General features: G+C 46.3%; 26 protein-coding genes, 1 rRNA gene and 1 riboswitch. Of the genes, 20 read left to right on the top strand and 7 right to left on the bottom strand.

Features of this window, described 5'->3' with window-relative positions; genetic code table 11:
* Nucleotides 1-7 precede the first annotated feature (7 nt).
* Nucleotides 8-1,453: a TrkH family potassium uptake protein gene (locus AACS00_RS02005; protein WP_110168333.1), complete on the top strand. Its 1,446-nt coding sequence runs from the start codon at nt 8-10 to the stop codon at nt 1,451-1,453.
* A gap of 28 nt (nt 1,454-1,481) precedes the next feature.
* On the opposite strand, the gene trhA is transcribed toward AACS00_RS02005, so the two are convergent.
* Nucleotides 1,482-2,126: a PAQR family membrane homeostasis protein TrhA gene (gene trhA / locus AACS00_RS02000; protein ID WP_072670244.1), complete on the bottom strand. Its 645-nt coding sequence runs from the start codon at nt 2,124-2,126 to the stop codon at nt 1,482-1,484.
* 282 nt (nt 2,127-2,408) lie between these two features.
* Here trhA and AACS00_RS01995 point away from each other — a divergent pair, with 282 nt between their 5' ends.
* The 4 genes from AACS00_RS01995 to AACS00_RS01980 all read left to right on the top strand — a co-directional run bounded on the left by AACS00_RS01995 (nt 2,409) and on the right by AACS00_RS01980 (nt 4,795).
* Nucleotides 2,409-2,576 (top strand): hypothetical protein, encoded by a 168-nt coding sequence (locus AACS00_RS01995; RefSeq protein WP_110168332.1) that lies wholly within the window; start codon nt 2,409-2,411, stop codon nt 2,574-2,576.
* A 224-nt stretch (nt 2,577-2,800) separates the two neighbouring features.
* Nucleotides 2,801-3,070, top strand: a complete 270-nt coding sequence (locus AACS00_RS01990; protein ID WP_110168331.1) for a YihD family protein — start codon at nt 2,801-2,803, stop codon at nt 3,068-3,070.
* A 105-nt stretch (nt 3,071-3,175) separates the two neighbouring features.
* The gene (locus AACS00_RS01985; RefSeq protein WP_110168330.1) at nt 3,176-4,162 is read left to right on the top strand and encodes a serine/threonine protein kinase; all 987 of its coding nucleotides are present in this window, start codon (nt 3,176-3,178) and stop codon (nt 4,160-4,162) included.
* A gap of 33 nt (nt 4,163-4,195) precedes the next feature.
* A complete protein-coding gene (locus tag AACS00_RS01980; RefSeq protein ID WP_110168329.1) occupies nt 4,196-4,795 on the top strand; it encodes a thiol:disulfide interchange protein DsbA/DsbL in 600 nt (199 codons plus the stop codon).
* A 145-nt stretch (nt 4,796-4,940) separates the two neighbouring features.
* On the opposite strand, the gene AACS00_RS01975 is transcribed toward AACS00_RS01980, so the two are convergent.
* Entirely contained in the window at nt 4,941-6,464 is a 1,524-nt protein-coding gene (locus AACS00_RS01975; protein WP_110168328.1) for a YifB family Mg chelatase-like AAA ATPase, read from the bottom strand.
* 503 nt (nt 6,465-6,967) lie between these two features.
* Here AACS00_RS01975 and ilvG point away from each other — a divergent pair.
* From ilvG to tusA, 7 genes are all read left to right on the top strand, one after another.
* On the top strand, nt 6,968-8,614 hold the full coding sequence (gene ilvG / locus AACS00_RS01970; protein WP_072670239.1) for an acetolactate synthase 2 catalytic subunit: 1,647 nt from the start codon (nt 6,968-6,970) through the stop codon (nt 8,612-8,614).
* Nucleotides 8,614-8,898, top strand: coding sequence for an acetolactate synthase 2 small subunit (ilvM, locus tag AACS00_RS01965; protein WP_072670238.1), 285 nt, complete (start codon nt 8,614-8,616; stop codon nt 8,896-8,898). The genes ilvG and ilvM overlap by 1 nt, the downstream gene beginning before the upstream one ends.
* A 12-nt stretch (nt 8,899-8,910) precedes the next feature.
* Nucleotides 8,911-9,852, top strand: a complete 942-nt coding sequence (gene ilvE, locus AACS00_RS01960) for a branched-chain-amino-acid transaminase (RefSeq protein ID WP_110168327.1) — start codon at nt 8,911-8,913, stop codon at nt 9,850-9,852.
* Nucleotides 9,853-9,865: 13 nt separating this feature from the next.
* Entirely contained in the window at nt 9,866-11,707 is a 1,842-nt protein-coding gene (ilvD, locus tag AACS00_RS01955; RefSeq protein WP_110168326.1) for a dihydroxy-acid dehydratase, read from the top strand.
* Nucleotides 11,708-11,710: 3 nt separating this feature from the next.
* Entirely contained in the window at nt 11,711-13,240 is a 1,530-nt protein-coding gene (ilvA, locus tag AACS00_RS01950; RefSeq protein ID WP_072670235.1) for a threonine ammonia-lyase, biosynthetic, read from the top strand.
* 240 nt (nt 13,241-13,480) lie between these two features.
* Nucleotides 13,481-14,461 (top strand): acrylyl-CoA reductase (NADPH), encoded by a 981-nt coding sequence (gene acuI / locus AACS00_RS01945; protein ID WP_110168325.1) that lies wholly within the window; start codon nt 13,481-13,483, stop codon nt 14,459-14,461.
* A 358-nt stretch (nt 14,462-14,819) separates the two neighbouring features.
* Nucleotides 14,820-15,068, top strand: coding sequence for a sulfurtransferase TusA (gene tusA / locus AACS00_RS01940; RefSeq protein WP_072670233.1), 249 nt, complete (start codon nt 14,820-14,822; stop codon nt 15,066-15,068).
* 141 nt (nt 15,069-15,209) lie between these two features.
* Here the strand turns inward: tusA and AACS00_RS01935 are convergent, their stop codons facing one another.
* Together AACS00_RS01935 and AACS00_RS01930 are read right to left on the bottom strand one after the other, a co-directional pair.
* Nucleotides 15,210-15,470: a hypothetical protein gene (locus tag AACS00_RS01935; RefSeq protein ID WP_110168324.1), complete on the bottom strand. Its 261-nt coding sequence runs from the start codon at nt 15,468-15,470 to the stop codon at nt 15,210-15,212.
* Nucleotides 15,471-15,614: 144 nt separating this feature from the next.
* The gene (locus AACS00_RS01930) at nt 15,615-16,169 is read right to left on the bottom strand and encodes a TMEM165/GDT1 family protein (protein WP_110168323.1); all 555 of its coding nucleotides are present in this window, start codon (nt 16,167-16,169) and stop codon (nt 15,615-15,617) included.
* Nucleotides 16,170-16,260: 91 nt separating this feature from the next.
* A riboswitch (yybP-ykoY riboswitch) is annotated at nt 16,261-16,375 on the bottom strand.
* A gap of 212 nt (nt 16,376-16,587) precedes the next feature.
* Here AACS00_RS01930 and glyQ point away from each other — a divergent pair.
* From glyQ to AACS00_RS01915, 3 genes are all read left to right on the top strand, one after another.
* On the top strand, nt 16,588-17,505 hold the full coding sequence (gene glyQ, locus AACS00_RS01925) for a glycine--tRNA ligase subunit alpha (RefSeq protein ID WP_072670230.1): 918 nt from the start codon (nt 16,588-16,590) through the stop codon (nt 17,503-17,505).
* Between the two features lies 1 nt (nt 17,506).
* Entirely contained in the window at nt 17,507-19,573 is a 2,067-nt protein-coding gene (glyS, locus tag AACS00_RS01920; RefSeq protein WP_110168322.1) for a glycine--tRNA ligase subunit beta, read from the top strand.
* A gap of 203 nt (nt 19,574-19,776) precedes the next feature.
* Entirely contained in the window at nt 19,777-21,045 is a 1,269-nt protein-coding gene (locus AACS00_RS01915) for a valine--pyruvate transaminase (RefSeq protein WP_110168321.1), read from the top strand.
* Nucleotides 21,046-21,118: 73 nt separating this feature from the next.
* Here the strand turns inward: AACS00_RS01915 and AACS00_RS01910 are convergent, their stop codons facing one another.
* Together AACS00_RS01910 and purE are read right to left on the bottom strand one after the other, a co-directional pair.
* Nucleotides 21,119-22,237, bottom strand: a complete 1,119-nt coding sequence (locus tag AACS00_RS01910) for a 5-(carboxyamino)imidazole ribonucleotide synthase (protein ID WP_110168320.1) — start codon at nt 22,235-22,237, stop codon at nt 21,119-21,121.
* 4 nt (nt 22,238-22,241) lie between these two features.
* Nucleotides 22,242-22,727, bottom strand: coding sequence for a 5-(carboxyamino)imidazole ribonucleotide mutase (gene purE, locus AACS00_RS01905; protein WP_110168319.1), 486 nt, complete (start codon nt 22,725-22,727; stop codon nt 22,242-22,244).
* Between the two features lie 198 nt (nt 22,728-22,925).
* Here purE and AACS00_RS01900 point away from each other — a divergent pair, with 198 nt between their 5' ends.
* Genes AACS00_RS01900 through AACS00_RS01885 form a run of 4 tightly spaced genes read left to right on the top strand, consistent with a single transcriptional unit; the run spans nt 22,926 to nt 25,576 of the window.
* Entirely contained in the window at nt 22,926-23,483 is a 558-nt protein-coding gene (locus tag AACS00_RS01900; protein ID WP_110168350.1) for an L-threonylcarbamoyladenylate synthase, read from the top strand.
* Nucleotides 23,484-23,498: 15 nt separating this feature from the next.
* Nucleotides 23,499-24,413 (top strand): oxygen-dependent coproporphyrinogen oxidase, encoded by a 915-nt coding sequence (hemF, locus tag AACS00_RS01895; RefSeq protein ID WP_110168318.1) that lies wholly within the window; start codon nt 23,499-23,501, stop codon nt 24,411-24,413.
* A 60-nt stretch (nt 24,414-24,473) separates the two neighbouring features.
* The gene (aroE, locus tag AACS00_RS01890; protein WP_072670223.1) at nt 24,474-25,310 is read left to right on the top strand and encodes a shikimate dehydrogenase; all 837 of its coding nucleotides are present in this window, start codon (nt 24,474-24,476) and stop codon (nt 25,308-25,310) included.
* Complete coding sequence (locus AACS00_RS01885; RefSeq protein ID WP_072670222.1) at nt 25,307-25,576, top strand: DUF1488 family protein; 270 nt, start codon at nt 25,307-25,309, stop codon at nt 25,574-25,576. The genes aroE and AACS00_RS01885 overlap by 4 nt, the downstream gene beginning before the upstream one ends.
* 51 nt (nt 25,577-25,627) lie before the next feature.
* On the opposite strand, the gene AACS00_RS01880 is transcribed toward AACS00_RS01885, so the two are convergent.
* Nucleotides 25,628-26,173 (bottom strand): gamma carbonic anhydrase family protein, encoded by a 546-nt coding sequence (locus AACS00_RS01880; RefSeq protein ID WP_072670278.1) that lies wholly within the window; start codon nt 26,171-26,173, stop codon nt 25,628-25,630.
* A gap of 523 nt (nt 26,174-26,696) precedes the next feature.
* Here AACS00_RS01880 and AACS00_RS01875 point away from each other — a divergent pair.
* Nucleotides 26,697-26,762: ribosomal RNA gene (locus AACS00_RS01875) — 16S ribosomal RNA — on the top strand; the annotation flags it as partial.

Below are 26,762 nucleotides of genomic sequence, written 5' to 3'. Positions count from 1 at the left end.
TGGCGTTATGTTGAATATACGCCCGATTTTATTCGTGGTAGGGCTGGTGCTGTCAAAGCTAGCGCTATTTATGTATGTCCCGACATTGGTGGCCTTTTTTACTGGCACTGAAGGGTTTATCGATTTTGCGCAAGCGTTAGTGATCACCCATCTTGTGGCATTTGTTTGCTTGAGTGTAGGTCGCACAGCCGTATTTCGTCTTAATGTCCGGGATATGTTTTTGATCACCAGCTTGGTTTGGACGATTGCCAGTGCCTTTGCGGCATTACCGTTTGTGTTCATCAACCACATCAGTTTTACCGATGCTTATTTTGAAACCATGTCCGGTTTGACCACCACAGGCTCTACTGTGCTCAGTGGCTTGGATTCCATGGCTCCGAGCATTCTACTCTGGCGCTCCATTTTACAATGGCTAGGCGGCGTTGGGTTTATCGTTATGGCGGTGGCGGTGTTGCCGATGTTGAACGTTGGTGGGATGCGTCTGTTCCAGACTGAATCATCGGATTGGTCTGATAAAAGTAGTCCGCGCGCTAAAACGGTAGCAAAAAATATTGTCGGGGTTTACTTGGTATTAACTGGCCTGTGTATCCTCGGTTACTTATTGACGGGCATGGGATGGTTTGATGCGGTTAACCATGCGTTTACCACCTTATCCACCGGAGGTTATTCAACCTCTGATGGCTCAATGAACCATTTTTCCTATGGCGCTCATTGGGTGGCGATTTTGTTTATGTTTTTGGGTGGTTTACCTTTCCTATTATTTATTGCCGCTCTGCGTAAACGCAGCCTACAAACCATCATTCAAGACGCTCAAGTTCGCGGTTTTTTCCTATTATTCATCATTACCAGTTTGGTGATTGCACTGTGGCTAACCATACATAATGGTTACTCGTTATTAGATGCACTGCGTGTGGCGATGTTCAATATTGTCTCGGTGGTGACTACCACAGGGTTTGGACTGGATGACTTCACCGCATGGGGGGCCTTGCCTGCAACGTTGTTTGCTTTTTTGATGGTGTCAGGGGCATGCTCGGGATCCACCTCCGGTGGGATCAAAGTCTTTCGTTTTCAAATCGGTTTTGCTTTGCTCAATAAACAAATGTTGAAACTGGTTCATCCGTCGGGTGTGTTTGTGCAGCGCTATAATCAGCGACCAGTTAACGAAGATATTGTGCGTTCCGTTGTCGCCTTTGGTTTGGCATTTTTCATTACCATTATCTTGCTTGCTGGTGCTTTATCGGCCATGGGGTTGGATACCGTAACCAGTATTTCTGGAGCGATCACGGCCGTTGCGAATGTGGGTCCAGGCATGGGCAATGTGATTGGCCCAAGTGGCAATTTTGCCCCGTTACCCGATGCGGCGAAGTGGCTGCTCAGTATTGGTATGCTGATGGGGCGATTGGAAATATTGACGATTTTAGTGCTATTTTTTCCGGCTTTTTGGCGACGGTAGAGGGTTGAGTCTATCCTTCGCTGTGTTTTTATGATGCTGGCACATAAAAATAAATCGCTAAAAAGTGGCAAGCGCAGCCGACCAAAACAAACACATGCCAAATCGCATGATGATAAGGGATGCGCTTAGCAACATAAAAAATAACGCCCAATGAATAAATCAACCCGCCTAATGCCAATAGCAATAAGCCCCCGAAAGGTAAATTAGCGGTTAGTTGATAAATCACGATCAACGATAACCAGCCCATACTTAAATAACTAAACAATGAAAAGCGTTTAAAGCGCTGCATAAACGCGACCTTCATGATGATTCCTACCACAGCAATCGACCAAATGATCACCATTAAGCCTATCGCTAAAGGCGTACGTAAGCTGACCAATAAAAAAGGCGTATAGCTGCCAGCGATCAACAGATAAATCGCGCAGTGGTCAAATACTTTCAAGCCTTGTTTGATTTTTTGATCAGAAACCGCATGGTACAAGGTCGAGGCAAGAAACAGCACTATCATGCTACTGCCATACAGCGCCATACTGGTAATAGTGAGTGGATCAGCCTCATAAGCGAGAGCTTTATTGATCAGCAAAATCAAACCAATAATTCCCATCAATAGGCCAATCGCGTGACTGATGGTGTTGGCGATCTCTTCTTTATAAGGATAAGTGTGTGTGGCCATGCTCTTTTTACCGATGAGTGTATTTGTTTTTTGAGTATCGCACATTAAGCTTACACGTGTAAGTTGATTTTTTGTTAGCAAAAATGTTGGTTAACTATCGATCAATGGTTGAGTTGGTGCTAATCTATTATTGATATGCAAACATATCGTCATTCCTAAATAGTTATTTGGATTGGCACTGCCAGAATGAGCCACTTTTTAGCCATAATTGGATAAAAATTAACTCATAATTATTTAGGCTATACCATTGGCAATGGATATGCCTGACCGTTAGGTAAGTTAATGCGCCCAACAGCTGTCAGGTTTTCGCACACTAACCGTAGTGCAATGCGCCGCCGTAGTGGTTTTACTACTGCATTGGTTGCAAAAAAAATCGCGTCTGCACCGACTCTTGTCGAACAACGTGCGTTTATCGCATCGAATGAAACAAAAGTGGTTCAGGCCGCTTAAGTTAAAAAGCGCAGCTTATTTTCTGCGCTTTTTTTTGTCTTTTGCTCTCGACTTTCGAGTTTTCCACTCTGGCTATCTCCATAGATAGGACTATGGCTGATTGATTTTGCGTTGATGGCGCTTTATCTCTCTAGTTAACTCGCTTACGCTTCCCTTGCTGATTGTTTGCTCGAAAGCAATTTGCTACTTTAGTGAAAAACCATCACAACCATGTGGAGACGAGCATGAAATGCCATCGTGTTGAAGAGCTATTGGCCTTATTGGAGCCAGAGTGGCATAAGCAATCAGAGCTAAATTTAGTCCAGTTTATTGGTGTGTTAGCTCAAGAAGCTGGCTATCAAGGTGAGCTGAGTGAGTTAACTGATGATGTACTGATTTATCATTTAAAAATGCGCAATAGCAGTAAAGATGAAGTGATCCCTGGCCTTAAAAAAGACTACGAAGATGATTTTAAAACAGCGATCTTACGTGCGCGTGGGATTTTGTCAGAATAAAAATAAATGAATGATGAGCAATGGTTACCTTGAGTTTTCCTTGGTATAAGCTGACCAATATGTTTTCACTATGGCAAGGGGCTCAGTAATGATCCCTTTTATGCAATGACGCAAGCGACTTTCCATTTTGATGCTCTGACACCGGATTTAATTTGGTATGCGCTAGAAAGTATCGGTATTCGTGCTGAATCAGGCTTTTTAGCCCTTAATAGTTATGAAAACCGAGTCTATCAATTTACCGATGAAGAGAACCGACGCTTTGTCGTTAAGTTCTATCGGCCCCAACGTTGGACGGAGCAACAAATCCAAGAAGAGCACGATTTCGCTTTAGAACTCGCTGCGGCAGAAATTCCATTAGCTCCCCCTTTGGTGATCAATGGCAGTAGTTTACATCGCTATCAAGGTTACTACTTTGCATTGTTTACTAGCATGGGTGGACGTCAGTTTGAAGTAGATAATCCGCAGCAATTAGAGTGGGTGGGGCGTTTTTTAGGGCGAATTCATAAAATAGGGGAGAGTAAAACTTTTATTCATCGCCCAAACTTAGGATTAGATGAGTATTTATATCAACCGAAACGGATCTTAGAGCAAGCGTCGTTTATTCCATCACATTTACAAAATACTTTTTTTAATGATCTCAATTTGTTAATAGAGCGCATTGAACAGTATTGGCAACCAACGCAGAGCGCTATTCGCTTGCATGGTGACTGTCATCCCGGCAATATTTTATGGCGAGATGGGCCAATGTTTGTTGATTTAGATGATGCGCGTAATGGGCCTGCGGTGCAAGATTTATGGATGTTGCTCAGTGGCGACCGCCAAGAGAAGCTCGTTCAACTGGATATTTTATTGGAAGGTTATCAAGAGTTTTGTGATTTTAATCCACAGCAATTGAAACTTATTGAGCCATTACGTGGTCTACGCATGGTGCATTATATGGCTTGGTTGGCTAAACGCTGGCATGATCCAGCGTTTCCACTCGCCTTCCCGTGGTTCAATGATCCAAAATATTGGGAAGGTCAAGTGCTTGCGTTTAAAGAGCAGCTAGCTGCCTTAGAAGAACCTTCTCTATCACTGATGCCAAATTGGTAACTTGCCTCATCAAAGGAATAATGGAGTTTAATCATGAAAAAGCTGTTTGCACTGGTTGCAACCCTAATATTAAGCCTTTCAGTTCACGCTGCTCAGTTTAAAGAGGGAGTGCACTACAAAGTGCTTGATTTACCCAAGGCTAGCCAGCCTAGTGTCAGTGAATATTTTTCGTTTTACTGCCCGCATTGCTATTCGTTTGAGCCGATAATTAAACAGCTTAAAGAACAATTACCTGCAGAAGTACGTCTACAAAAGAATCATGTATCTTTTATGGGCGGTAATATGGGTAAGTCGATGAGTAAAGCGTATGCGACGATGCTGGCTTTAAACGTTGAAGAGCAAATGTTGCCAGTGATGTTTAATCGTATTCATAATCAACGTAAAGCACCGAAAAACGATCAAGAGTTGCGTCAAATATTCACCGATGAAGGGATCGATGGCGCAAAATTTGATGCGGCGTTTAATGGTTTTGCGGTCGATTCTATGGTACGCCGTTTTGATAAACAGTTCCAAGATAGCGGTTTAACTGGTGTACCTGCTGTGGTGGTGAACAACCGTTACCTAGTGCAAGCTCAGGGTATCAAAACCGTTGATGAGTATTTTGAGCTAGTCAATTATTTGTTAACACAGTAATTATTTATTAACGCAATAGTTTTTCAGGCATCTCACATTGTCGTTGGTTAATCGAATCATGCATTGCTGAGTAGAGCAATGCATGATTTTTTATACACAACTCCACGGTGTCATTTAGCCATATTTTCCGATTATTGAGTGATGCTTACACGGCCTGCGCAACCAATTGTTTGAGCAGCCTATCCATTGCACGGTAACCGAGCGCTTCCGCCAGATGTGATCGCTGAATATCGGCTACGCCCTCTAAATCTGCGATAGTCCGTGCCACTTTAATGATCCGGTGATAAGCGCGGACGGATAAGCCTAAGCGATGCAATGCGGCTTCTAAGAACTCTGCATCCGAACGAGCTAATGGGCAAAAAATATCAATCTCACGACTTTGTAGCAGCCCGTTAACCTTGCCGCTGCGTGCCAGCATCCGCTCGCGCGCTATCTGTACTCGTTGCCGTACGACTTCTGTTGTTTCTCCTCGATCACCGCCTTGAGATAGCGTCCCTTTTGGTAGCGCGGGAATTTCAATCGACATATCAAATCGGTCTAGCAAAGGGCCAGAAAGTCGACTTAAATAGCGCAGGATCACTTGCGGGTTGACCCTTGCTTGATTGCCTTCATAGTAGCCGGTAGGACTGGGATTGAGTGCGCCCACCAGTTGAAAGCGGGCCGGAAAGCGAGTCTTACCTTGGGCGCGTGAAATAATGATCTCTCCTGATTCAAGGGGCTCACGGAGTGAATCAAGCACTTTTCGTTCAAATTCAGGCATCTCGTCGAGAAATAATAGGCCGTTATGGGCTAAGGAGATTTCTCCTGGCCGTGGAATCGTACCGCCGCCCACCAAGGCCGCCATCGAGCTTGAGTGGTGTGGTGATCGAAAAGGACGACGTTTCCAGTTGTACTGATTGATCTCCTGTTGGGTCAGTGAGGCGACAGAGGCGGTTTCCATCGCTTCCTCTTCACTCATTTCTGGTAGTAAATCACACAGCCGCGAAGCAAGCATGGTTTTGCCTGTACCGGGAGGACCTAAAAACAGTAGGTTATGATTACCTGCTGCGGCAATTTCCAGCGCTCGCTTGCCTTGTTGCTGACCAATAATATCTTGTAGATCTCGAGAGTGATCGGGTGGTTGTACAATCGGTTCGCTTTGAAACAGGATTAAACTTTTTTGGCCACATAAATCCGCGCAAACTTCTAACAGGGTTTGTGCTGATTTATGGTTGCTTTCACCGACCAACGCCGCTTGATCGCCGTTATCTTGTGGTACCACCAAACTGCGTTGAGCATGATTCGCTGCCAATGCCGCGGGCAAAACTCCCTTCACGCGCCGTATTTCTCCCGACAATGCCAACTCACCAATAAACTCATAACTGGCTAAATGGGTGTGAGGTATTTGTTCTGAAGCCGCTAAAATTCCCAGTGCGATGGGTAAATCAAACCGCCCCCCTTCTTTGGGGAGATCGGCAGGTGCCAAGTTAACCGTGATTCGTTTAGCGGGAAACTCGAAGCGTGAGTTAATAATCGCACTGCGTACTCGGTCTTTGGATTCTTTGACCGTGGTTTCGGGGAGACCGACTAAGGTGAAGCCTGGCATGCCGTTACTGATGTGCACTTCCACCGTAACTTCTGGTGCTTGGACGCCAATGCTGGCTCGGCTATGAATAATCGCAAGGCCCATTTTTTCTCTTTATCGTTAGGTTGACTTCTAGTGGCAATGTGCCTGAAAAACGTTTGAATAATCAGCATGCTGAGGATAAAAATGGTGATATTTCGATAGAAGCCGCACAAATAAGCTTAAGAGAATGTGAAAAAATAATCAGTTTTTGCTTGTCATGTAACAGATATGTGTGTTACCACTAGAACCGCAAACAATTACGTACTCAGTACGGCAACATATAGAACGATTATTATGAATTTTAACGCTCGCATTAACGCACTAATTAACCTGCTGATCGTGGTCATTATTATGACGGCGCGGGGGCTTGTGGGCGCAAAATAACACACAAATTTAAAAAGACCCCCGCACTGAAAAGTTCGGGGGTTTTTTTTCAACTATCTAACGACATCGTGCAATCTGATCGGTGATTATCCAACCAGATATGGACAGGAAGAATGGGAGCGGCACATGAAGTGCAAACACAACAACGTTAATGGCGCAACGCGCGCTTCAGGAGGGGTACAATGACGGGAGCACAACTTGTCGTTGCCGCCTTACAGCAACAGGGCATCAAAACCGTTTTTGGTTACCCTGGTGGTGCCATCATGCCTATTTATGATGCACTCTATGATGGTGGGGTAGAACATATCCTTTGTCGCCATGAACAAGGAGCGGCGATGGCGGCCATTGGTATGGCTCGCTCAACCCAAAGCGTGGCGGTCTGTATGGCAACCTCGGGACCTGGAGCGACCAATTTAGTCACCGGCCTTGCGGATGCTTTTCTTGACTCGGTGCCTCTAGTGGCGATTACTGGCCAAGTGGCGAGCTCGCACATTGGTACGGATGCTTTCCAAGAGATGGATGTGATAGGGATGTCGCTTTCTTGTACCAAACACAGTTATCTGGTGACCGATATTGGTGAATTGGCGGCGACATTGGCGGAAGCGTTTGAGGTGGCAAAAACCGGTCGTCCGGGGCCGGTTATCGTTGATATCGCGAAAGATGTTCAGTTAGCCCAAGCGCCAAGTTTTACCTTGCCTGTATTTACACCACCAGCGATGCCTGAAGCTTGCCCTGAGCAATTGCACACGGCGCAGCAGCTATTGTCTGCCAGTCAGCGTCCAGTGTTGTATGTGGGTGGTGGTGTGCAATTGGCGAAAGCGACTGCTACGGTGCGCGAGTTCTTGCGTTTAAATCCCATGCCTTCAGTGAGTACCTTAAAAGGGCTCGGTACGATAGAACGGCATGACCCGCATTATCTGGGTATGTTGGGTATGCATGGTACCAAAGCCGCTAATTTAGTGGTGCAAGAGAGTGATTTATTGATTGTGGTGGGCGCGCGTTTTGATGACCGAGTCACTGGCAAGCTGGATACTTTTGCACCGCATGCGAAAGTGATTCATATCGATATTGATGCCGCTGAATTTAATAAATTACGCCGAGCCAACGCCGCTTTGCGTGGCGATATTAATCGCATTCTTCCACAACTGGAGTTAAACCATGATATTTCCTCATGGGCCGATTACAGTGAGAACTTACGCCGTGATTTCACTTGGCGTTACGATCATCCCGGAGAGCTGATTTTTGCGCCACTGCTACTTAAACAACTCTCCGATATGATGCCCGACAGTGCGATGGTTTCCACCGATGTTGGTCAGCACCAAATGTGGGCCGCGCAGCATATTCAGCCCCGAGCGCCAGAAAACTTTATTACCTCTGCGGGTCTTGGCACCATGGGCTTTGGTTTACCTGCTGCCATGGGTGCCGCGGTTGCTCGTCCAGAAGACCAATCAATCCTAATCTCAGGCGATGGCTCTTTTATGATGAATGTTCAGGAGCTAGGCACACTTAAGCGGCGTCAGATCCCAGTAAAAATGGTGTTACTTGATAACCAGCGCTTAGGCATGGTTCGCCAATGGCAATCGTTGTTTTTTGATGGCCGTCATAGTGAAACGATTTTGGATGATAATCCCGACTTCGTGATGCTAGCCCAAGCCTTCGGTATCCCGGGTAAGACCATCACTAAAAAAGAGCAAGTGGAGCCGGCATTGCAAGAGATGCTTGCCAGTAAAACCGCTTATCTATTGCATGTTTTGATCGATGAAGAAGAAAATGTTTGGCCGTTGGTACCACCCGGCGCCTCAAATAGTGATATGTTGGAGAACACCTAATGGAAAGATATTTATTAGACATCAAAGCCGATGATAAACCGGTTCTATTAGAACGTGTTCTGCGGGTAGTGCGTCATCGCGGCTTCATTATCAGACAAGTGGCGGCAACGCAAAACCATATTAGTCAAGTCGCCAGTGTTGAAATCATTGTCGATAGCGATCGGCCGATCAGTACCTTGGTTAACCAAATTGAAAAATTATGGGATATTCGTAGTGTCGACGTTACCCCTTTAAATCTCGATGAACTCCCCAACAACAATTTACAACAAAAGATTTGTGCATAAGGAAGGCAAGCAATGGCAACAAAAACAGCAGATTACATTTGGTTCAACGGTGAAATGGTGCCATGGGCCAATGCCAATGTCCATGTACTGACTCACGCAATGCATTACGGTACCTCAGTCTTTGAAGGCGTGCGTTGCTATAACACCCCGAAAGGTCCAATCGTTTTCCGTCATCGCGAGCATGCTCAGCGTCTGAAAGATTCGGCAAAAATTTATCGTTTTCCAATTCCCTATACAATTGACGAAATCATGGAAGCAACACGGGAAACGTTGCGAATTAATAAGCTCGACTCCGCTTATATTCGCCCGTTGGGCTTTGTGGGCAATGTCGGCCTTGGGGTTTGCCCGCCGGTGAATACTGAGATGGAGTTGATCATCGCCGCTTTCCCTTGGGGCGCTTATTTAGGTGATGAAGCATTAGAAAATGGTGTCGATGCGATGATTTCTAGCTGGCACCGCGCTGCGCCGAATACTATCCCAACCGCTGCCAAAGCGGGGGGTAACTATTTATCCTCTCTGCTTGTTGGTGGTGAAGCCCGCCGTCATGGTTATGCTGAGGGGATTGCACTGAGTGTGGATGGTTACCTGTCTGAAGGGGCCGGCGAAAATATTTTTGTGATTAAAGATGGCGTATTACTCACACCACCAACCACCAGTTCTATTTTGCCGGGCATTACCCGCGATTCGATCATGACCCTGGCTAAAGACATGGGCTATTCGGTGCGTGAAGTGAATATTGCCCGTGAAGCGCTGTATTTGGCGGATGAAATATTCATGACCGGAACGGCGGCGGAAATCGTTCCGGTACGCAGTGTCGATCAAATCACGGTTGGCGAAGGCAAGCGCGGGCCGATCACCAAAGTGATGCAAGAGGCGTACTTTGGCCTATTCAACGGCACCACAGAAGATAAGTGGAGTTGGTTGGATTATGTCTACCCAGAGAAGCAATCATAGAGGATAACGGACAATGGCAAAGTATCGTTCAGCAACGACCACTCATGGTCGTAATATGGCCGGAGCACGCGCCCTATGGCGTGCAACCGGTGTTAAAGAAGAAGATTTTGGAAAACCGATCATTGCGGTGGTCAACTCATTTACCCAGTTTGTACCGGGTCATGTGCATCTTAAAGACATGGGACAATTGGTGGCGGGGGAAATAGAGAAAGCTGGCGGCATCGCCAAAGAATTTAATACCATTGCGGTGGATGATGGTATTGCCATGGGCCACGGTGGCATGCTGTATTCCTTGCCATCACGGGAGCTGATTGCCGATTCGGTGGAGTATATGGTTAATGCGCATTGTGCTGATGCCATGGTCTGTATCTCGAACTGTGACAAAATCACTCCAGGAATGATGATGGCGGCGCTGCGCTTAAATATTCCGGTGATTTTTGTCTCTGGCGGTCCGATGGAAGCGGGCAAAACCAAATTGTCCGATCAAATTATCAAGCTTGATTTGGTTGATGCCATGATTCAAGGAGCCGATCCTACGGTTTCTGATCAGCAAAGCCAGCAAATTGAGCGCTCGGCTTGTCCGACTTGCGGCTCTTGCTCGGGGATGTTTACCGCTAACTCAATGAACTGTTTAACTGAAGCATTAGGGCTTTCCCAGCCTGGTAATGGTTCGATGCTGGCGACTCATGCCGATCGCGAAGGGTTATTTATCAATGCCGGTAAACGGATTGTTGAATTGACCAAGCGTTACTATGAGCAAGACGATCACTCGGCGCTGCCACGTAATATCGCCAATAAAGCGGCGTTTGAAAATGCCATGGCGCTGGATATCGCTATGGGCGGCTCCACCAATACGGTTTTGCATCTCTTAGCGGCGGCGCAAGAGGGAGAGATTGATTTCGATATGACGGATATTGACCGCATGTCACGTCAAGTGCCGCATCTCTGTAAAGTGGCGCCATCGACCCAGAAATATCACATGGAAGATGTCCATCGCGCTGGAGGCGTTATGGCAATTTTGGGCGAGTTAGATCGCGCAGGATTGATCAATAACCAAACCCATACTGTGTTGGGGATGACCTTGCAACAGCAATTGGCCCAATACGACATCATGCAAACGGACGATCAAGCGGTGCTCGACTTTTTCCGTGCTGGTCCGGCTGGCATTCGTACCACCAAAGCATTTTCACAATCTTGCCGTTGGGATCGATTAGACGATGATCGCGCCTCAGGTTGCATTCGCAGTAAAGCCCATGCCTTTAGTCAAGATGGTGGTTTGGCGGTGCTTCGTGGCAACATTGCCCTTGACGGTTGTATTGTTAAAACTGCGGGCGTCGATGAAGACAATCTCACTTTCACGGGACCAGCGATTGTGTTTGAAAGCCAAGATACGGCGGTAGAAGGTATTTTAGGTGGCCAAGTTAAAGCTGGGGATGTAGTCGTGATTCGCTACGAAGGCCCTAAAGGCGGCCCGGGTATGCAAGAGATGCTTTACCCAACCACTTATCTTAAATCAATGGGGCTTGGTAAGGCTTGTGCCTTATTAACCGATGGCCGTTTTTCTGGTGGTACTTCTGGCTTATCGATTGGTCATGTCTCTCCTGAAGCCGCTAATGGTGGCACGATAGGTTTGGTCAATAATGGCGATAAGATCGCGATTGATATTCCTAATCGTTCGATTCGCCTACTGGTTTCAGAAGATGAGTTGGCTGAGCGTCGAGCCGCGCAAGATAAGCAAGGCTGGAAACCGGTTAATCGTCAGCGTGAAGTCTCTTTAGCGCTCAAAGCTTACGCGAGTCTGGCAACCAGTGCTGATAAAGGCGCAGTGCGAGATAAATCGAAACTTGAGGGGTAGTGGATGAGTGCAAGCAAGCAAACCGGCGCGGAGTATTTACGGCAAATTTTGCGTGCACCTGTTTACGACGTGGCGTTAGTGACGCCACTGCAAGCAATGCCGCGCCTATCAGCGCGCATTCAAAACCGAGTGCAATTAAAACGAGAAGATCGCCAGCCAGTACATTCTTTCAAATTACGTGGTGCTTACACCATGTTATCCAGTCTATCTGATGCGCAGAAACAAGCCGGGGTGATTGCCGCCTCCGCCGGTAATCATGCGCAAGGAATGGCATTATCCGGTACCAAGCTAGGCATCAAAACCACCATCGTCATGCCCAAAACTACCCCTGATATTAAAGTGGAGGCGGTTCGTGGATTTGGCGGTGTCGTGATGTTACATGGCAATAATTTTGATGAAGCGAAAGCAGAAGCTGAACGTTTGGCAGCGCAGCATGGCTATACTTTTGTGCCGCCCTTTGATCATCCATTAGTCATTGCTGGGCAAGGAACCATAGGCATGGAGATGCTGCAGCAAAATGGTCATCTCGATTATATTTTTCTGCCCGTGGGCGGCGGCGGACTTGCGGCCGGAGTGGCGGTGCTGATCAAGCAATTGATGCCGGATATCAAAGTCATTGCCGTTGAACCAGAGGATTCAGCATGTCTGAAAGCTGCGTTAGATGCTGGTGAACCTGTGGTACTTGAACAAGTGAGTTTGTTTGCTGATGGGGTAGCAGTGAAGCGGATTGGTGATGAAACCTTCCGTTTGTGCCAACAATACCTCGATGGCCATATCACCGTTTCTAGCGATGAAATTTGCTCGGCAGTGAAAGATATTTTTGAAGACACGCGCGCGATTGCCGAGCCTTCAGGGGCACTGGCTTTAGCTGGGTTGAAGAAATTTGCCGAGCGTCACCAACTGGTGGATAAACAACTGGCTACGGTGTTATCTGGTGCCAATACCAACTTCCATGGTTTACGCTATGTCTCTGAACGGTGTGAACTCGGTGAGAAGCGTGAAGGTTTGCTGGCGGTGACCATTCCTGAACGTCCTGGGGCATTTTTTGAGTTTTGCCATATTATCGGTGGTCGAGCGGTTACTGAGTTCAACTATCGCTATAACGATGACCAACTGGCTAATATCTTTGTTGGTGTTCGTTTATTAGGAGGGCAAGAAGAATTACAGCATATCGTCCATGATTTGCGACAGGGTGGTTATCCGGTGGTCGATCTGTCTGACGATGAAATGGCTAAGCTGCATGTGCGTTACATGATAGGCGGTAAACCTTCGAAGCCACTCAAAGAGCGTTTATATAGCTTTGAATTTCCAGAGTATCCGGGAGCCTTACTCAAGTTTTTGAGTACCTTAGGCACTCATTGGAACATTAGCTTATTTAATTATCGTAACCATGGTGCGGATTACGGACGAGTATTGTGTGGCTTCGAGTTAGCAGAAAGTGATTTAGTGCGATTTTCTGCTCATCTCTATGAGCTTGGCTATCAGTATAAGGATGAGACTAATAATCCGGCTTATCAATTCTTCTTATCCTAAGTCCATTTTACTTTCACATGCCAGTCATACGACTGGCATTTTTTATCCGTTCGCTTTGTGATCATGGTAGCGGTAATCTAATTGTACATAACAACATTTCATTATGGGTTTGCGTATACTGAAGCCATTGTGTGGTGATTATCCCCTTTATACTTGAAGCTGCAGGATGTTGGCTAGGTTCGTTTATGCCAATCACAGGCTATTGCACTTTCACTCGTTATATTCAGCCCGGAGACCAATATGTTTAAAGCGCTAATCCTCAACCAGCAAGAAAAAAACACAACCGCGACCATCGAATCACTCGATGAGATTCAATTGCCTGATGGCGACGTTTTGGTTGCCGTGGAGTACTCTTCACTCAATTATAAAGACGGTTTAGCCATTACTGGTAAAGGTAAGATCATTCGTCACTTTCCCATGGTGCCTGGGATCGACCTCGCGGGCCAAGTGATTGAGTCTAAGGATGCTCGTTACCAAAGCGGCGACCAAGTGGTATTAACCGGATGGGGAGTCGGCGAAAACCATTGGGGGGGGATGGCTGAAAAGGCTCGTCTGCAAGCTGATTGGTTGGTGCCTTTAGTGTCTGGATTGGACAGCAAACAAGCGATGATGATTGGTACTGCTGGCTTTACCGCGATGCTCTGTGTTCAAGCTCTGTTAGATGCAGGCATTAAAGCAGAACAAGGTGAAATCCTAGTGACTGGTGCCAGCGGCGGCGTTGGTTCCGTTGCGGTAACACTATTAGCTAACCTAGGTTATAAAGTTGCGGCGGTAACCGGTCGTGTTGAACAAAATGGTCCACTACTAGAAAAACTCGGTGCCAGCCGAATTATTGATCGCAGCGAGTTTGAACAGCCCGCTCGGCCATTAGAAAAGCAGCTTTGGGCTGGGGCGATTGATACCGTAGGCAGCAAAATATTAGCTAAAGTGCTCGCTCAAATGGACTATAACAGTACCGTTGCGGCATGCGGTTTAGCCGGCGGCTTTGATTTACCGACGACAGTGATGCCATTTATTTTACGTAATGTACGTTTGCAAGGGGTCGATTCAGTCTCTTGCCCAGCAGAAAAGCGCCTTGCGGCATGGCAAAGTCTCGCGCAATATTTACCTGCCAGTTATTTTGAGCAAGCGTGTCACGAGATCTCTCTTGAGCAGGTACCTGAATTTGCACAAGCGATTACGCAAGGCCAAGTGACAGGCCGCGTAGTGATTAAACTCTAACAGAAAGGAGACGTGGTTAATGACAACCAAGACGCTGCACGGTTTGCTGCGTCTTCGTTTTGCGCTTAGGGTCTGTTTATCTTTCACGGTTAAATTTTGTTCGAGATAAAAGTGTTTTAATCGCGGCGAGAGGGTTTTGCCTAGCTATTCTAGGCAAAACCCTAAATAAATAGCAAAAAAAAATCCCGCCATACAGCGGGGAAGCCCAAGAAAAATGGAGAGTTATTATATTGGAGCGCTTGTTAAATGTATGTTAATAAAGGTAGTGGTTAAAATGAGTTTTGCCAAGTGATTATTGAATATTTTTCTTTCAGTCGTATTATCTACGCCTTATTTTGCTACTCGATTAGGTTTTTGCATGACATTTGACTCAACATTAGCGACCCATTCCCTTGATGCGCAAGGACTGCGTTGCCCTGAACCAGTAATGATGGTGCGCAAGACCATTCGTACCATGCAAGCTGGCGATGTGTTATTGGTGATGGCGGATGATCCTTCCACGACTCGAGATATCCCCAGTTTTTGCCGCTTTATGGATCATCAATTGTTGGCGCAGCAAACCGAGCAACTACCTTATCAGTATTTGATCAAAAAAGGCTTAGCTTAATCTTGCAGTCTTTGGCAGCCATGGTTGATTGCTGGGGATTTAGCCGATGAAAGAAAGTAAGGCTAGATAATTCGCCTTACTTTATTATCTTTAGAGTAATCAGCATGCATATTGATGATATGTGCTGATTGCGGGTTAAGTTTATTCTTGGTACTCAATCGCTCGGATTTCTGCTTGTAGTTTATTCACTTGTTGTTGCAGTGCTCTTAACTCATTGTGCATTGGAATAATGTAAGCGACTCGGATCCAAGCCTCGACCGTTAAGGCCGCCATAATAATCGCTCCTGCCACCATAGGTAGCCACATGTTAGTCAGCATCATCCCCAATAATGTGAGTATAAATCCGAAAGTAAATAGGTAGCTTTGGCTTTTGGCGGTCATTCCCGTATAACGTGTTAGCATAAGCAAATCCTCTTGCAACGCTACGATATTGTTAACCTAGCACGGCAATCATGACACGAATATGGCCGATATCACGCTCTTGGTGGCTTTTGGCCAAGAGCGTGATCCAGTACTAACAATTTTTATCGAAAGATAGCCATTCGTTTAAAACAGTGCAGCAGTAATTGCTAAACCGATAAATAAAATGGCGGTGATTTTACGGATCAAACCAAGTGGCAGTTTATTAGCTGACAACTTGCCGATCATCACCACAGGAACATTAGCCAGCAGCATACCAATCGTGGTACCTAAAATGACCCACAATAAGGCATCGGCAAATTGAGCCGCGAGAATTGAGGTAGCAATTTGGGTTTTATCACCAATTTCGGCAATAAAAAAGGCAATAAAGCTGGCAATAAAAGGCCCACGGGTAGAGATAGATTCCTTTTCATCCAATTTATCAGGGATCAATACCCATCCGGCCATGATTAAAAAGCTCACCACTAAAACCCACTTTAAAATGTCGGGTGACAAATAGTCGGCCACCACCACACCAAGCCAAGCGGCTAAGGCATGATTCGCTAAGGTGGCAAGAAATATTGCCGCGATAATAGGGACAGGTTTTCGGTATCGACTGGCTAACAATAAAGAAAGCAGCTGGGTTTTATCACCAATTTCAGCTAAGGCGACGGTAGTAATTGAAATAGCTAATGCGCTCACGACAGGCTCACAGTGGGGCGGGATAATTATAATAACCATAGACAAACGCCACGCCCCACCCCGGTTCGCTTTGTTTGTCTAAGGTCTTGCTAAGCTAAAAAGATTTTTAGCCTCGAACGCCATGGTGGTTGGGCCACCAATTATGTTGACGAACGAATCGTTAAGATCAGGTCTCTTACGATAAGCTACTCCCCAAAGACGGCGCAATTCTAATCAGGCTGTCAATAAATCTCAAGTCACAAATGACCTCAAGGTTTAGTTTTGGGATAATTTGCCATAATCGATGGGCAAAATTGCTTTAAAAGGGATTTTTGACCATTAATTAAGCAAGATTACCCCTACTCGCTGAGCGAATATCTCGGTATACTTGTGCGCTATTTCTTATCAATTCAGACAGAAGAATCGCGCGAACCTGACTATGCAAAAATACGACATCAAAACCTTTCAGGGTATGATCCTCGCGCTGCAGGATTATTGGGCCCAACAAGGCTGTACCATTGTTCAACCATTAGATATGGAAGTTGGTGCAGGTACCTCTCACCCAATGACATGCCTGCGAGCTATCGGCCCAGAGCCTATCGCTACGGCGTATGTTCAACCTTCTCGTCGTCCAACCGACGGCCGTTATGGTGAAAACCCGAACCGCCTACAGCACTACTATCAATTTCAAGTCATCATCAAACCATCGCCGGATAACATTCAAGAGTTATACCTTGGATCACTGGAGGTATTAGGTGTTGACCCGCTGGTTCACGACATTCGTTTTGTTGAAGACAACTGGGAAAACCCAACCTTAGGTGCATGGGGATTGGGCTGGGAAGTGTGGCTGAACGGCATGGAAGTGACTCAGTTCACTTACTTCCAACAAGTCGGTGGTCTTGAATGTAAACCCGTAACCGGTGAAATCACTTACGGTATCGAGCGTTTGGCGATGTACATTCAAGGTGTTGATTCTGTTTATGATTTAGTCTGGACAGATGGCCCATTAGGTAAAGTAACCTATGGCGATATTTTCCACCAAAATGAAGTAGAGCAGTCAACCTACAACTTTGAACATGCGGATGTGGATTTTCTTTTCACCTTCTTCGATCAGTGTGAGAAAGAGTGCCAGTATCTGCTTGAACTCGAAAAACCATTACCATTACCGGCCTATGAGCGGATTTTAAAAGCGGGTCATGCCTTTAACCTGCTTGATGCTCGTAAGGCGATTTCGGTGACTGAGCGCCAACGTTATATCCTGCGTATCCGCAACCTCACTAAAGCGGTTGCTGAAGCGTATTACGCCTCTCGCGAAGCGCTAGGCTTCCCAATGTGTAAAAAGGGTGAGGAGCAATAACATGGCCAAAGAATTTTTAATTGAACTGGGTACGGAAGAGTTACCACCAAAGCAGCTTCGCACTTTAGCTGAAGCGTTTGCCGCCAATTTTAGTACAGAACTTGCCGCGGCAGAGCTAACTCATGACGGCGTAAAATGGTTTGCCACTCCCCGTCGTTTGGCGCTGAAAGTCGCTAATCTTGCCGAAAAACAAGCGGATAAGGTACTTGAAAAGCGTGGCCCTGCGGTGTCAGTGGCTTTTGATGCAGAAGGTAATCCGACTAAAGCAGCACAAGGTTGGGCACGTGGTAATGGGATCACCGTTGAGCAAGCTGATCGTCTTAAAACCGAGCAAGGTGAGTGGTTGCTGTTTAAAAAAGAAGTAAAAGGCCAAGCAGCGAAAGCCATTGTGGTTGAGCTGGCTGCGAAAGCATTGGCCAACTTACCTATCGCTAAGCCAATGCGTTGGGGCGATAAAGAGACCCAATTTATCCGCCCAGTAAAAACTTTAACCATGCTGCTTGGTGATGAGTTGATCGAAGGCGAAATTTTAGGCGTGGCATCAGCACGTACCATTCGTGGTCACCGTTTTATGGGTGAGAAAGAATTTACTATCGATTCTGCCCAGCAGTACCCAGACATTTTAGAGCAACGCGGCAAAGTGATTGCTGATTATGAGACGCGTAAAGCGACGATCATTGCTGGTGCTCAGCAAGCGGCCCAACAAGTGGGTGGTATTGCAGAACTCGATGACGATTTAGTGGAAGAAGTCACCGCGTTAGTCGAATGGCCGGTGGTTTTAACGGCAAAATTTGAAGAGAAATTCCTCAATGTACCGTCGGAAGCCTTGGTGTACACCATGAAAGGTGACCAAAAATACTTCCCAGTGTATGACGCCAATAAGCAATTATTACCTAACTTTATCTTTGTGACCAACATTGAGTCTAAAGAGCCACGCCACGTTATCGAAGGTAACGAAAAGGTGGTACGTCCACGTCTGGCTGATGCTGAATTCTTCTTTAATACCGATCTCAAGAGCAAGCTGATTGATCGCTTGCCACAGCTTGAAACGGCTATTTTCCAGCAGAAATTGGGCACAATTAAAGATAAGACTGACCGCATCACAGAGTTAGCCGGTTATATTGCAGAGCAAATTGGCGCTGACGTTACACAAGCTAAACGTGCAGGTTTGCTCGCTAAATGTGATTTAATGACCTCAATGGTGTTTGAGTTTACCGATACTCAAGGTGTGATGGGCATGCATTATGCTCGCCATGATGGTGAGCCAGAAGCGGTAGCATTGGCGATGAACGAGCAGTATATGCCGCGCTTTGCTGGTGATCAGTTGCCGAGTGACGGGGTTTCTTCTGCGCTAGCGATGGCAGATAAACTGGATACCATCGTCGGCATTTTCGGGATTGGCCAAGCGCCAAAAGGTTCTGATCCTTTTGCTTTGCGCCGCGCTTCTTTAGGTGTGCTGCGGATCATCGTTGAATACGGCTACAAGCTTGACTTAGTGGATTTGGTCGCGAAAGCGAAATCTCTCTTTGGTGATCGTTTGACTAATGAAGCGGTTGAACACGATGTGATTGAATTCATGCTGGGTCGCTTCCGCGCTTGGTATCAAGACGAAGGCTTTAGTGTTGATGTTATTCAAGCGGTGTTGGCGCGTCGCCCAACCAAGCCGGCTGATTTCGATCAGCGGGTAAAAGCCGTGTCGCACTTCCGTGAATTAGAGGCGGCAGAAGCGTTGGCTGCGGCCAATAAACGGGTTGGGAATATTCTCGCGAAATTTGCTGGTCAGTTGCCTGCTGAGGTTGATCTCGCGTTATTGCAAGAACCCGCAGAGAAAGCCTTGGCACAAGACGTGGCCGTGATGAGCGAAGCCCTTGAGCCAGTCTTTGCGTCAGGTGATTATCAGCAAGCACTGAGTCAATTGGCCTCACTACGTGAACCCGTTGATGCGTTCTTTGATAACGTGATGGTGATGGCTGATGATGAAGCGCTAAAGCAAAACCGTTTAACTTTGCTTAACGACTTGCGTAACTTATTCCTGCAAATTGCTGACATTTCTCTGTTACAAAAGTAATCATTAGCAATAAACCATACGGTTTGTGATTGAAGCCCAACTCTAATCAGTTGGGCTTTTTTTCAACTGAATACTCTGATGTTCAAAAATAGTACTTTGATAGGTAAAAGCATTACGGTATGTTCAAGGATTAATCGATGAGCATGGCATCGTTTCATGCTCCTTTAGGCAAGTTAATACAATTATGAATTAGGCAGTCAGCAATGCAGTTTTCAAAATTTGGTGAAAAATTTAACCAGTATTCCGGTATTACCCAATTAATGGATGATTTAAACGATGGTCTGCGCACACCCGGAGCTATTATGCTCGGTGGCGGAAATCCTGCCGCTATACCAGCGATGATCGACTATTTTCATCAAACCAGCGCTGAGATGCTGAGCAACGGTGAGCTGATCGCTGCGCTGAGTAATTACGATGGTCCGCAAGGGAAAGATCGTTTCGTTAAATCGCTCGCTGCGCTGCTAAAAACGACTTATGGCTGGGAAATTAGTGAGAAAAACATCAGCTTAACCAATGGTAGCCAAAGTGGTTTTTTCTATTTATTTAACTTATTCGCCGGTCAGCAGCCCGATGGCTCTCATAAGAAGGTTTTACTACCGTTGGCTCCGGAATACATTGGTTATGGCGACGCAGGGATTGATGACGATCTGTTTATCTCTTATCGACCCGAGATTGAAATGCTTGATGATGGGTTATTCAAATACCATGTCGACTTTAACCAGTTAAAGGTGGATTCTTCAATTGCAGCAATCTGTGCCTCTCGACCGACCAATCCAACCGGTAATGTCTTGACCGAAGATGAGATCCATAAGCTCGATCAGTTAGCGCGGGATAATGGTATTCCGTTGATCATAGACAATGCTTATGGTGTGCCATTTCCTAATATCATTTTTGAACAGGTTGAACCGTTTTGGAATGACAATACCATTTTATGCATGAGCTTATCCAAACTTGGATTACCAGGCGTACGTTGCGGCATTGTCATCGCCAATGAAATGGTGACTCAAGCTTTAACCAATATGAATGGCATTATTAGTTTAGCCCCCGGCAGTGTTGGCCCCGCGATAGCTCAGCATATGATTGAGCGAGGGGATTTACTGCGCTTGAGTGATGAAGTTATTCGCCCATTTTATCAACAAAAATCACAAACCGCGGTGAAGTTACTTCAGCAGGCGATACCTGACCCGCGCTTTCGGATCCACAAACCTGAAGGGGCGATTTTCCTATGGCTGTGGTTTGATGAATTGCCGATCAGCACTATGGCGCTGTATCAGCGTCTTAAAGATCGAGGAGTATTGGTTGTTCCTGGTGAATATTTCTTTATTGGCCAACAGGAAGACTGGCCACATACTCATCAATGTCTACGGATGAACTATGTGCAAGATGATCAGGAAATGCAAAAAGGTATTCAGATTATCGCCGAAGAAGTCGCTAAGGCTTATCAGCAAGCTGAGCAGTCATCGATCTGCTGAAGGTGTTAGGGGCTGTTATCACCACCGCCAGCCTAATGTGTGGCTGGGGTGGTTTTAGGCGATGAGTCAGCGTTTAATCATGTTTGTGCAGCGCTGGAAAATTCTCTTTATCTAATAGCTGGCTAAGGCGCGCAAGGCGTCTTTGCAGTTCACCGCTATAATCGGCACTGATATTAATATGGCCCATCTTACGCCCCGGGCGTTTTTGTTTGCCATACCAATGGACATGACACCCTTCCATAGCAAGCAACGCGTCCGGTAGGCTATCAAGGCCTAAGATGTTAATCATCGCTGTCGGGCGGATCAGTTGCGTGCTGCCTAATGGTAAACCACATACGGCGCGCAAATGATTTTCAAATTGACACGTTTCGGCACCTTGTTGTGTCCAGTGGCCGGAGTTATGTACTCGAGGTGCAATTTCATTGACCAGCAGCTGACCATTGACATCAAAAAATTCTAAAGCCAGCACACCCACATACTCTAATTTCTCCGCCACCGCGCGAAAGATGCTTTCGGCTTGTTGTTGTAGCGCGAGATCATCCAACGAGGTGGATAAACTCAACACGCCATTGGTGTGCACATTTTCCGTCAGGGGATAGGTCACTATGCTGCCATCTTGTCCTCTCGCGCCAATTAACGAGACTTCGCGATCAAAAGCGATAAATTGCTCGGCAATGATGGTTTGTTGCGCTGAGCTTGCTAAGCAGTCTTGTAGCTCAGGCAAAATGTTATCAATATCTTGCGCTTGTTTGAGACGCCATTGCCCCTTGCCATCATAACCACCAAGCGCGCTTTTTAAAACCATCGGTAGTCCAATGGTTTCGATAGCAGTGAGCAAATCGTCACGAGAGTGTACGATGGCGTATTGAGCACTATTGACGCCAGCTTGCTGAAGTAATGCTTTTTCACGTTGTCGATTGCCACCAGCTTTAATCGCGGTTTGATTGGGAAGCAGCTTGCCACTATGCGCACACTGCTCAAGCACCTCATCAGGGATATGTTCAAATTCAGCGGTAATTACATCTGCTTGCTCAATGGCCAGAGCCAGCCCTTGGCCGATGACTTGCCCTGTGATCGGCTGCACGATATTACCGGTTGTTACATCAAACGCATGGATCTCAATATTCAGCGGAGTGCCTGCTAGCGCCATCATGCGGGCTAATTGCCCAGCCCCTAAGACTAAAACTTGCATCTGATTAGTCCTCTGCTGGATTCGGGTTGGCGAGCACGGTTTCGGTTTGTGTTAAACGAAAGGCATCGATTTTCGCCATGATCTCTTGATCATGGGTGGCGAGGATTTGAGCGGCTAATAAGCCGGCATTAGCGGCCCCCGCTTCACCGATAGCCAGCGTTCCTACCGCAATGCCTTTTGGCATCTGCACGATGGAGAGAAGTGAGTCCATCCCGTTAAGGGCTTTTGATTGTACTGGCACGCCAAGCACAGGCAAGCTAGTAAAGGCAGCCGTCATGCCCGGCAAATGTGCCGCGCCGCCGGCGCCAGCGATGATAACTTTAATACCTCGTTGCTGAGCGCTGCTAGCGTAATCAGCCAGTAGTTGAGGAGTTCGGTGAGCAGACACCACCTTGGTTTCATAATCGATCCCAAATTGCTCCAACATCTCTGCGGCTAGCTTCATGGTTGGCCAATCGGATTTCGAACCCATAATAATCGCCACTTTCATTTCCAACTCCTTCAAACATCATCACATTAGGGTGAATGGGTTACTTGCGCGCATTATACGAGTATTTTTTTCTTGGGAAAACGTTTGCGTCATGGTTATTTTGCCAAAGATACCATTTGTCATTAAATAGCTTTAGCCTGTTTTAACCAGAATTTGTAAACTCAGTGAGTCGATTAAATGTCACAAGAGAAAGGTATCGTGGATAATTTTCAACTCTGTTTACAGGCATTACGTGATGGTGATGTTATTGCCTATCCAACCGAAGGGGTATTTGGTGTCGGATGCGATCCGGATAACCCGCAAGCCATTGAAAAACTACTCACGCTGAAACAGCGACCGGTAGAAAAAGGCTTGATTTTGATTGCGGCCTCTTATCAGCAATTGTTGCCGTATATTGATGAAAGCCAGCTAAGTGCCGAACAATTGGCGACGATTCATGCGACTTGGCCGGGACCCGTTACATGGGTGATGCCTGCTAGTCAGAAAGTCTCGTCATGGGTCAGCGGTCAGTTTGACTCGATTGCGGTGCGAGTGACGGATCATCCACTAGTACAACAGTTATGTAATGCGTTCGGTAAACCGCTTACCTCGACCAGTGCTAATTTAACAGGGCTGCCGCCGTGTATGACCACTGAGCAAGTTGAGCAGCAACTGGGTGAGCACCTGCCAGCTATTTTACGTGGTGAAACTGGTGGTAGAAATAAACCGAGTGAAATTCGTGACGCGAAAACGGGTCAAATTTTAAGACAAGGTTAAGCAAGGAAATCGACGATGCCAGACATTGATAAGCAAGCGGTAAAGCAGTTTTTGCTTGAGTTACAAGACAGTATTTGCCAGCAATTAGAACAGGCCGATGGCAAGGCTAAGTTTGTCGAAGAAATCTGGCATCGTGAGCCGAGCGAACGCTTAGGTGGCGGTGGGCGAACACGAGTCATGACCGACGGTTTGGTTTTTGAACAAGGCGGCGTTAATTTTTCTCATGTTACTGGTCAACAAATGCCAGCATCCGCCACCGCACACCGTCCTGAGTTAGCTGGTCGGCGTTTTGAAGCGATGGGGGTGTCGTTAGTGATGCATCCGCATAATCCTTATGTGCCTACCTCTCATGCTAATGTGCGCTTTTTTATTGCTGAAAAAGAGGGAGAAACGCCCATTTGGTGGTTTGGCGGTGGTTTTGACTTAACGCCGTTTTACCCATTTTTAGAGGATGTGCAAGCATGGCACGCGACGGCGCGGACCTTATGTGCGCCTTTTGGTGATCAGGTTTATGCTGAACATAAGGCTTGGTGTGATGATTATTTCTTCTTACCGCACCGTAATGAAACTCGCGGTGTGGGTGGGCTCTTTTTCGATGACTTAAATCAATGGCCATTTGCTCAGTGTTTTGCCTACATGAAAGCGGTTGGTAAAGGTTACACAGAGGCTTACTTGCCTATTGTTGCGCGGCGTAAAGACACAGCTTATGGTGAAGTACAGCGACATTTTCAGTTATATCGGCGCGGGCGCTATGTTGAATTTAACTTAGTCTATGACCGAGGGACGTTATTTGGTTTACAAACCGGGGGCCGAACAGAGTCGATTTTAATGTCGATGCCTCCGTTAGCGCGTTGGCAATATAACTACCAGCCAGAGCCTAATAGCGCTGAAGCGCATTTGGCCGAATTTTTAGTGCCAAGAGAGTGGTGACAGTCAAGCATGGCAGTGATAGGGTCAAGTCAGACCCTTTTTGTTAATTAGGTTAATGATATGGAATTTCAATACGATCGTTATGCGGTCTTCGGTAACCCTATTGGCCACAGTAAATCGCCTTTTATTCATACCTTATTTGCGCGTCAAACCAATCAAAACATGACTTACACTGCTCAATTGGCAGCGGTCGATGGTTTTGAGCAGGCAATGAATGATTTTTTTGCGCATGGTGGTAGAGGGTGCAACATCACCGTACCATTTAAAGAACAGGCTTTTCAGTTAGCGGATCGCTTAACAGAACGCGCCCAGTTAGCCGGCGCGGTCAATACCTTGAAAAAACTGGATGATGGTGTGCTACTTGGTGATAACACCGATGGTGAAGGGCTGGTTCAAGACTTACTGCAGCATCAAGTTGCGTTGACGGGGGTGAAAATCTTATTGATTGGTGCCGGCGGCGCAGCGCGAGGCGTCATCAAACCTTTGTTAGATCAGCATCCTGCTGATTTGGTGATCACTAATCGCACTTTCTCTAAAGCGGAAGTGTTGAGTCAACAGTTCGCTGCCTATGGTTCAGTGGTGGCTCAGCCGATGGAGACACTGGCAACCTCATTTGATGTTGTGATTAACTCCACCTCTGCCAGTTTAGAGGGGGAGATCCCTCAGATATCGCCACTGATTTTTGCTAACCATAGCGTCGCTTACGATATGATGTATGGCAATCAGCTTACGGTGTTTAATCAATGGGCAAAGGACAATGGCTGCTACTCAGTTTATGATGGTTTAGGTATGTTGGTTGCCCAAGCGGCAGAAAGCTTTATGTTGTGGCGTGGCCTGCGCCCTGGAACTAAGCAAGTCTTACGTGAATTAAGAAAAAATTTATCTGGTGGCGTATGAACCAAGCGATTTTATTTACCGATGATCAAAAATGGAATGAGCAGCTACAAGCGGTTGATTTTTCCGCGCAGCAGAGTGGCGCGCTCATCGGCTGTTTTATTTCGTTATCTGAGCTGCAATCTTGGTCTGGGGTGACGATTACCAGCCCACAGCAGGCACTGACGGTGTTTAGTGAGTGGCGCTTTGATATTGAAGAACAAGCGGAGCAGCTAATTGAAGAAGAGTGCTTCACTTCAGCCGGTATGATTGAGGTGCTAAAACCGTAAACACCTCATGGGCGGGCTCGAAAGGTCAATAGACCTAGAACAATGATGTAGCTAGAGTTGCGATGGTTCAGCTAAGTACTCATTTTTAGTTTGTACATAGTTACTTGCTGATTGCAGTAAAAATTGTCGCTCTGCTTCAGTTAGCTTACGGGCTTGTTTCACCGGACTTCCGACGTACAGATAGCCGCTGACCAAGGTTTTTCCGGGCGGCACTAAGCTACCCGCACCTATCATTACCTCACTTTCAATGATGGCACCATCAAGAATAATCGATCCCATCCCCACCAGAACTCGATCGTGAATGGTGCAGCCATGCAGCATGACTTTATGGCCAATAGTGACATCATTACCGATCAAGAGCGGATAGCCATTAGGATTGTGGCTATTTTTATGGGTGACGTGTAAAACGCTACCGTCTTGTATATTGGTGCGTGAACCGATACGGATGTGGTTAACGTCACCGCGTGCAGCAACTAAAGGCCAAATACTGGAATCACTCTCGATAGTGATATCGCCCACTAAAACCGAACTGTTATCTATATAGACACGTTCATTTAGCGTCGGTAATACCCCTTTATAACTTCGGATAGAACTCATCAAACCATCCTCAATAGGCTTAAATTGCGGTAAATAAGCTAAGAATAGCACTAGAAATGGCATTTTTGAGCAATAATCGCTCTGTTGAGCGAGAAATCATAAAAAAAGTAAAAAAGCACTTGCCAAGTTAAACAAACTCCCTATAATGCGCCCTCACTGACACGGCAGATGCCACAAGGCTTCAAGCAATGTTAGTTGAGAGAAAGCTTCTAAAAAAGAAAATTTGAAAAAGTGTTTGACTCTTCAAATTAACTCGCTAGAATGCACCTCCGCTTCGAAGCTCAGTGAGCCTTCCAAGCAAAGCTCTTTAACAATTTAAACCAATCAATCTGTGTGGGCACTCGTTGATGATAATCAAAATGCTTAGCAATAAGCACTTCGGTATCAATGAACTGAGTGACCAATTGATAGCGCTTTTAGCACTATCGGCACAGTCAATTCATTATCGTTCTGTTGGAACGATAATAGCTTTGAATTACTTATGGTAGTTTAAAGTCAGTATTCATTGAGCCACAAAAAACTTAAATTGAAGAGTTTGATCATGGCTCAGATTGAACGCTGGCGGCAGGCCTAACACATGCAAGTCGAG

This window comes from Vibrio sp. 11986-1-5, from assembly GCF_963878025.1.
GTDB lineage: Bacteria > Pseudomonadota > Gammaproteobacteria > Enterobacterales > Vibrionaceae > Vibrio > Vibrio injensis.
This window is presented reverse-complemented; position numbering and strand designations above follow the sequence as displayed.

Bases quoted from the DNA above. Each gene is read 5' to 3' on its own strand.
- hemF (WP_110168318.1), top strand. From the start codon at position 23,499: ATGCCAGACATTGATAAGCAAGCGGTAAAGCAGTTTTTGCTTGAGTTA.
- trhA (WP_072670244.1), bottom strand. From the start codon at position 2,126: ATGGCCACACACACTTATCCTTATAAAGAAGAGATCGCCAACACCATC.
- AACS00_RS01885 (WP_072670222.1), top strand. From the start codon at position 25,307: ATGAACCAAGCGATTTTATTTACCGATGATCAAAAATGGAATGAGCAG.
- tusA (WP_072670233.1), top strand. From the start codon at position 14,820: ATGACATTTGACTCAACATTAGCGACCCATTCCCTTGATGCGCAAGGA.
- glyQ (WP_072670230.1), top strand. From the start codon at position 16,588: ATGCAAAAATACGACATCAAAACCTTTCAGGGTATGATCCTCGCGCTG.
- AACS00_RS01990 (WP_110168331.1), top strand. From the start codon at position 2,801: ATGAAATGCCATCGTGTTGAAGAGCTATTGGCCTTATTGGAGCCAGAG.
- glyS (WP_110168322.1), top strand. From the start codon at position 17,507: ATGGCCAAAGAATTTTTAATTGAACTGGGTACGGAAGAGTTACCACCA.
- AACS00_RS02005 (WP_110168333.1), top strand. From the start codon at position 8: ATGTTGAATATACGCCCGATTTTATTCGTGGTAGGGCTGGTGCTGTCA.
- ilvA (WP_072670235.1), top strand. From the start codon at position 11,711: ATGAGTGCAAGCAAGCAAACCGGCGCGGAGTATTTACGGCAAATTTTG.
- ilvE (WP_110168327.1), top strand. From the start codon at position 8,911: ATGGCAACAAAAACAGCAGATTACATTTGGTTCAACGGTGAAATGGTG.
- AACS00_RS01910 (WP_110168320.1), bottom strand. From the start codon at position 22,237: ATGCAAGTTTTAGTCTTAGGGGCTGGGCAATTAGCCCGCATGATGGCG.
- acuI (WP_110168325.1), top strand. From the start codon at position 13,481: ATGTTTAAAGCGCTAATCCTCAACCAGCAAGAAAAAAACACAACCGCG.
- AACS00_RS01995 (WP_110168332.1), top strand. From the start codon at position 2,409: ATGCGCCCAACAGCTGTCAGGTTTTCGCACACTAACCGTAGTGCAATG.
- AACS00_RS01915 (WP_110168321.1), top strand. From the start codon at position 19,777: ATGCAGTTTTCAAAATTTGGTGAAAAATTTAACCAGTATTCCGGTATT.
- ilvD (WP_110168326.1), top strand. From the start codon at position 9,866: ATGGCAAAGTATCGTTCAGCAACGACCACTCATGGTCGTAATATGGCC.
- AACS00_RS01935 (WP_110168324.1), bottom strand. From the start codon at position 15,470: ATGCTAACACGTTATACGGGAATGACCGCCAAAAGCCAAAGCTACCTA.
- ilvM (WP_072670238.1), top strand. From the start codon at position 8,614: ATGGAAAGATATTTATTAGACATCAAAGCCGATGATAAACCGGTTCTA.
- purE (WP_110168319.1), bottom strand. From the start codon at position 22,727: ATGAAAGTGGCGATTATTATGGGTTCGAAATCCGATTGGCCAACCATG.
- aroE (WP_072670223.1), top strand. From the start codon at position 24,474: ATGGAATTTCAATACGATCGTTATGCGGTCTTCGGTAACCCTATTGGC.
- AACS00_RS01985 (WP_110168330.1), top strand. From the start codon at position 3,176: ATGACGCAAGCGACTTTCCATTTTGATGCTCTGACACCGGATTTAATT.
- AACS00_RS01880 (WP_072670278.1), bottom strand. From the start codon at position 26,173: ATGAGTTCTATCCGAAGTTATAAAGGGGTATTACCGACGCTAAATGAA.
- AACS00_RS01975 (WP_110168328.1), bottom strand. From the start codon at position 6,464: ATGGGCCTTGCGATTATTCATAGCCGAGCCAGCATTGGCGTCCAAGCA.
- ilvG (WP_072670239.1), top strand. From the start codon at position 6,968: ATGACGGGAGCACAACTTGTCGTTGCCGCCTTACAGCAACAGGGCATC.
- AACS00_RS01980 (WP_110168329.1), top strand. From the start codon at position 4,196: ATGAAAAAGCTGTTTGCACTGGTTGCAACCCTAATATTAAGCCTTTCA.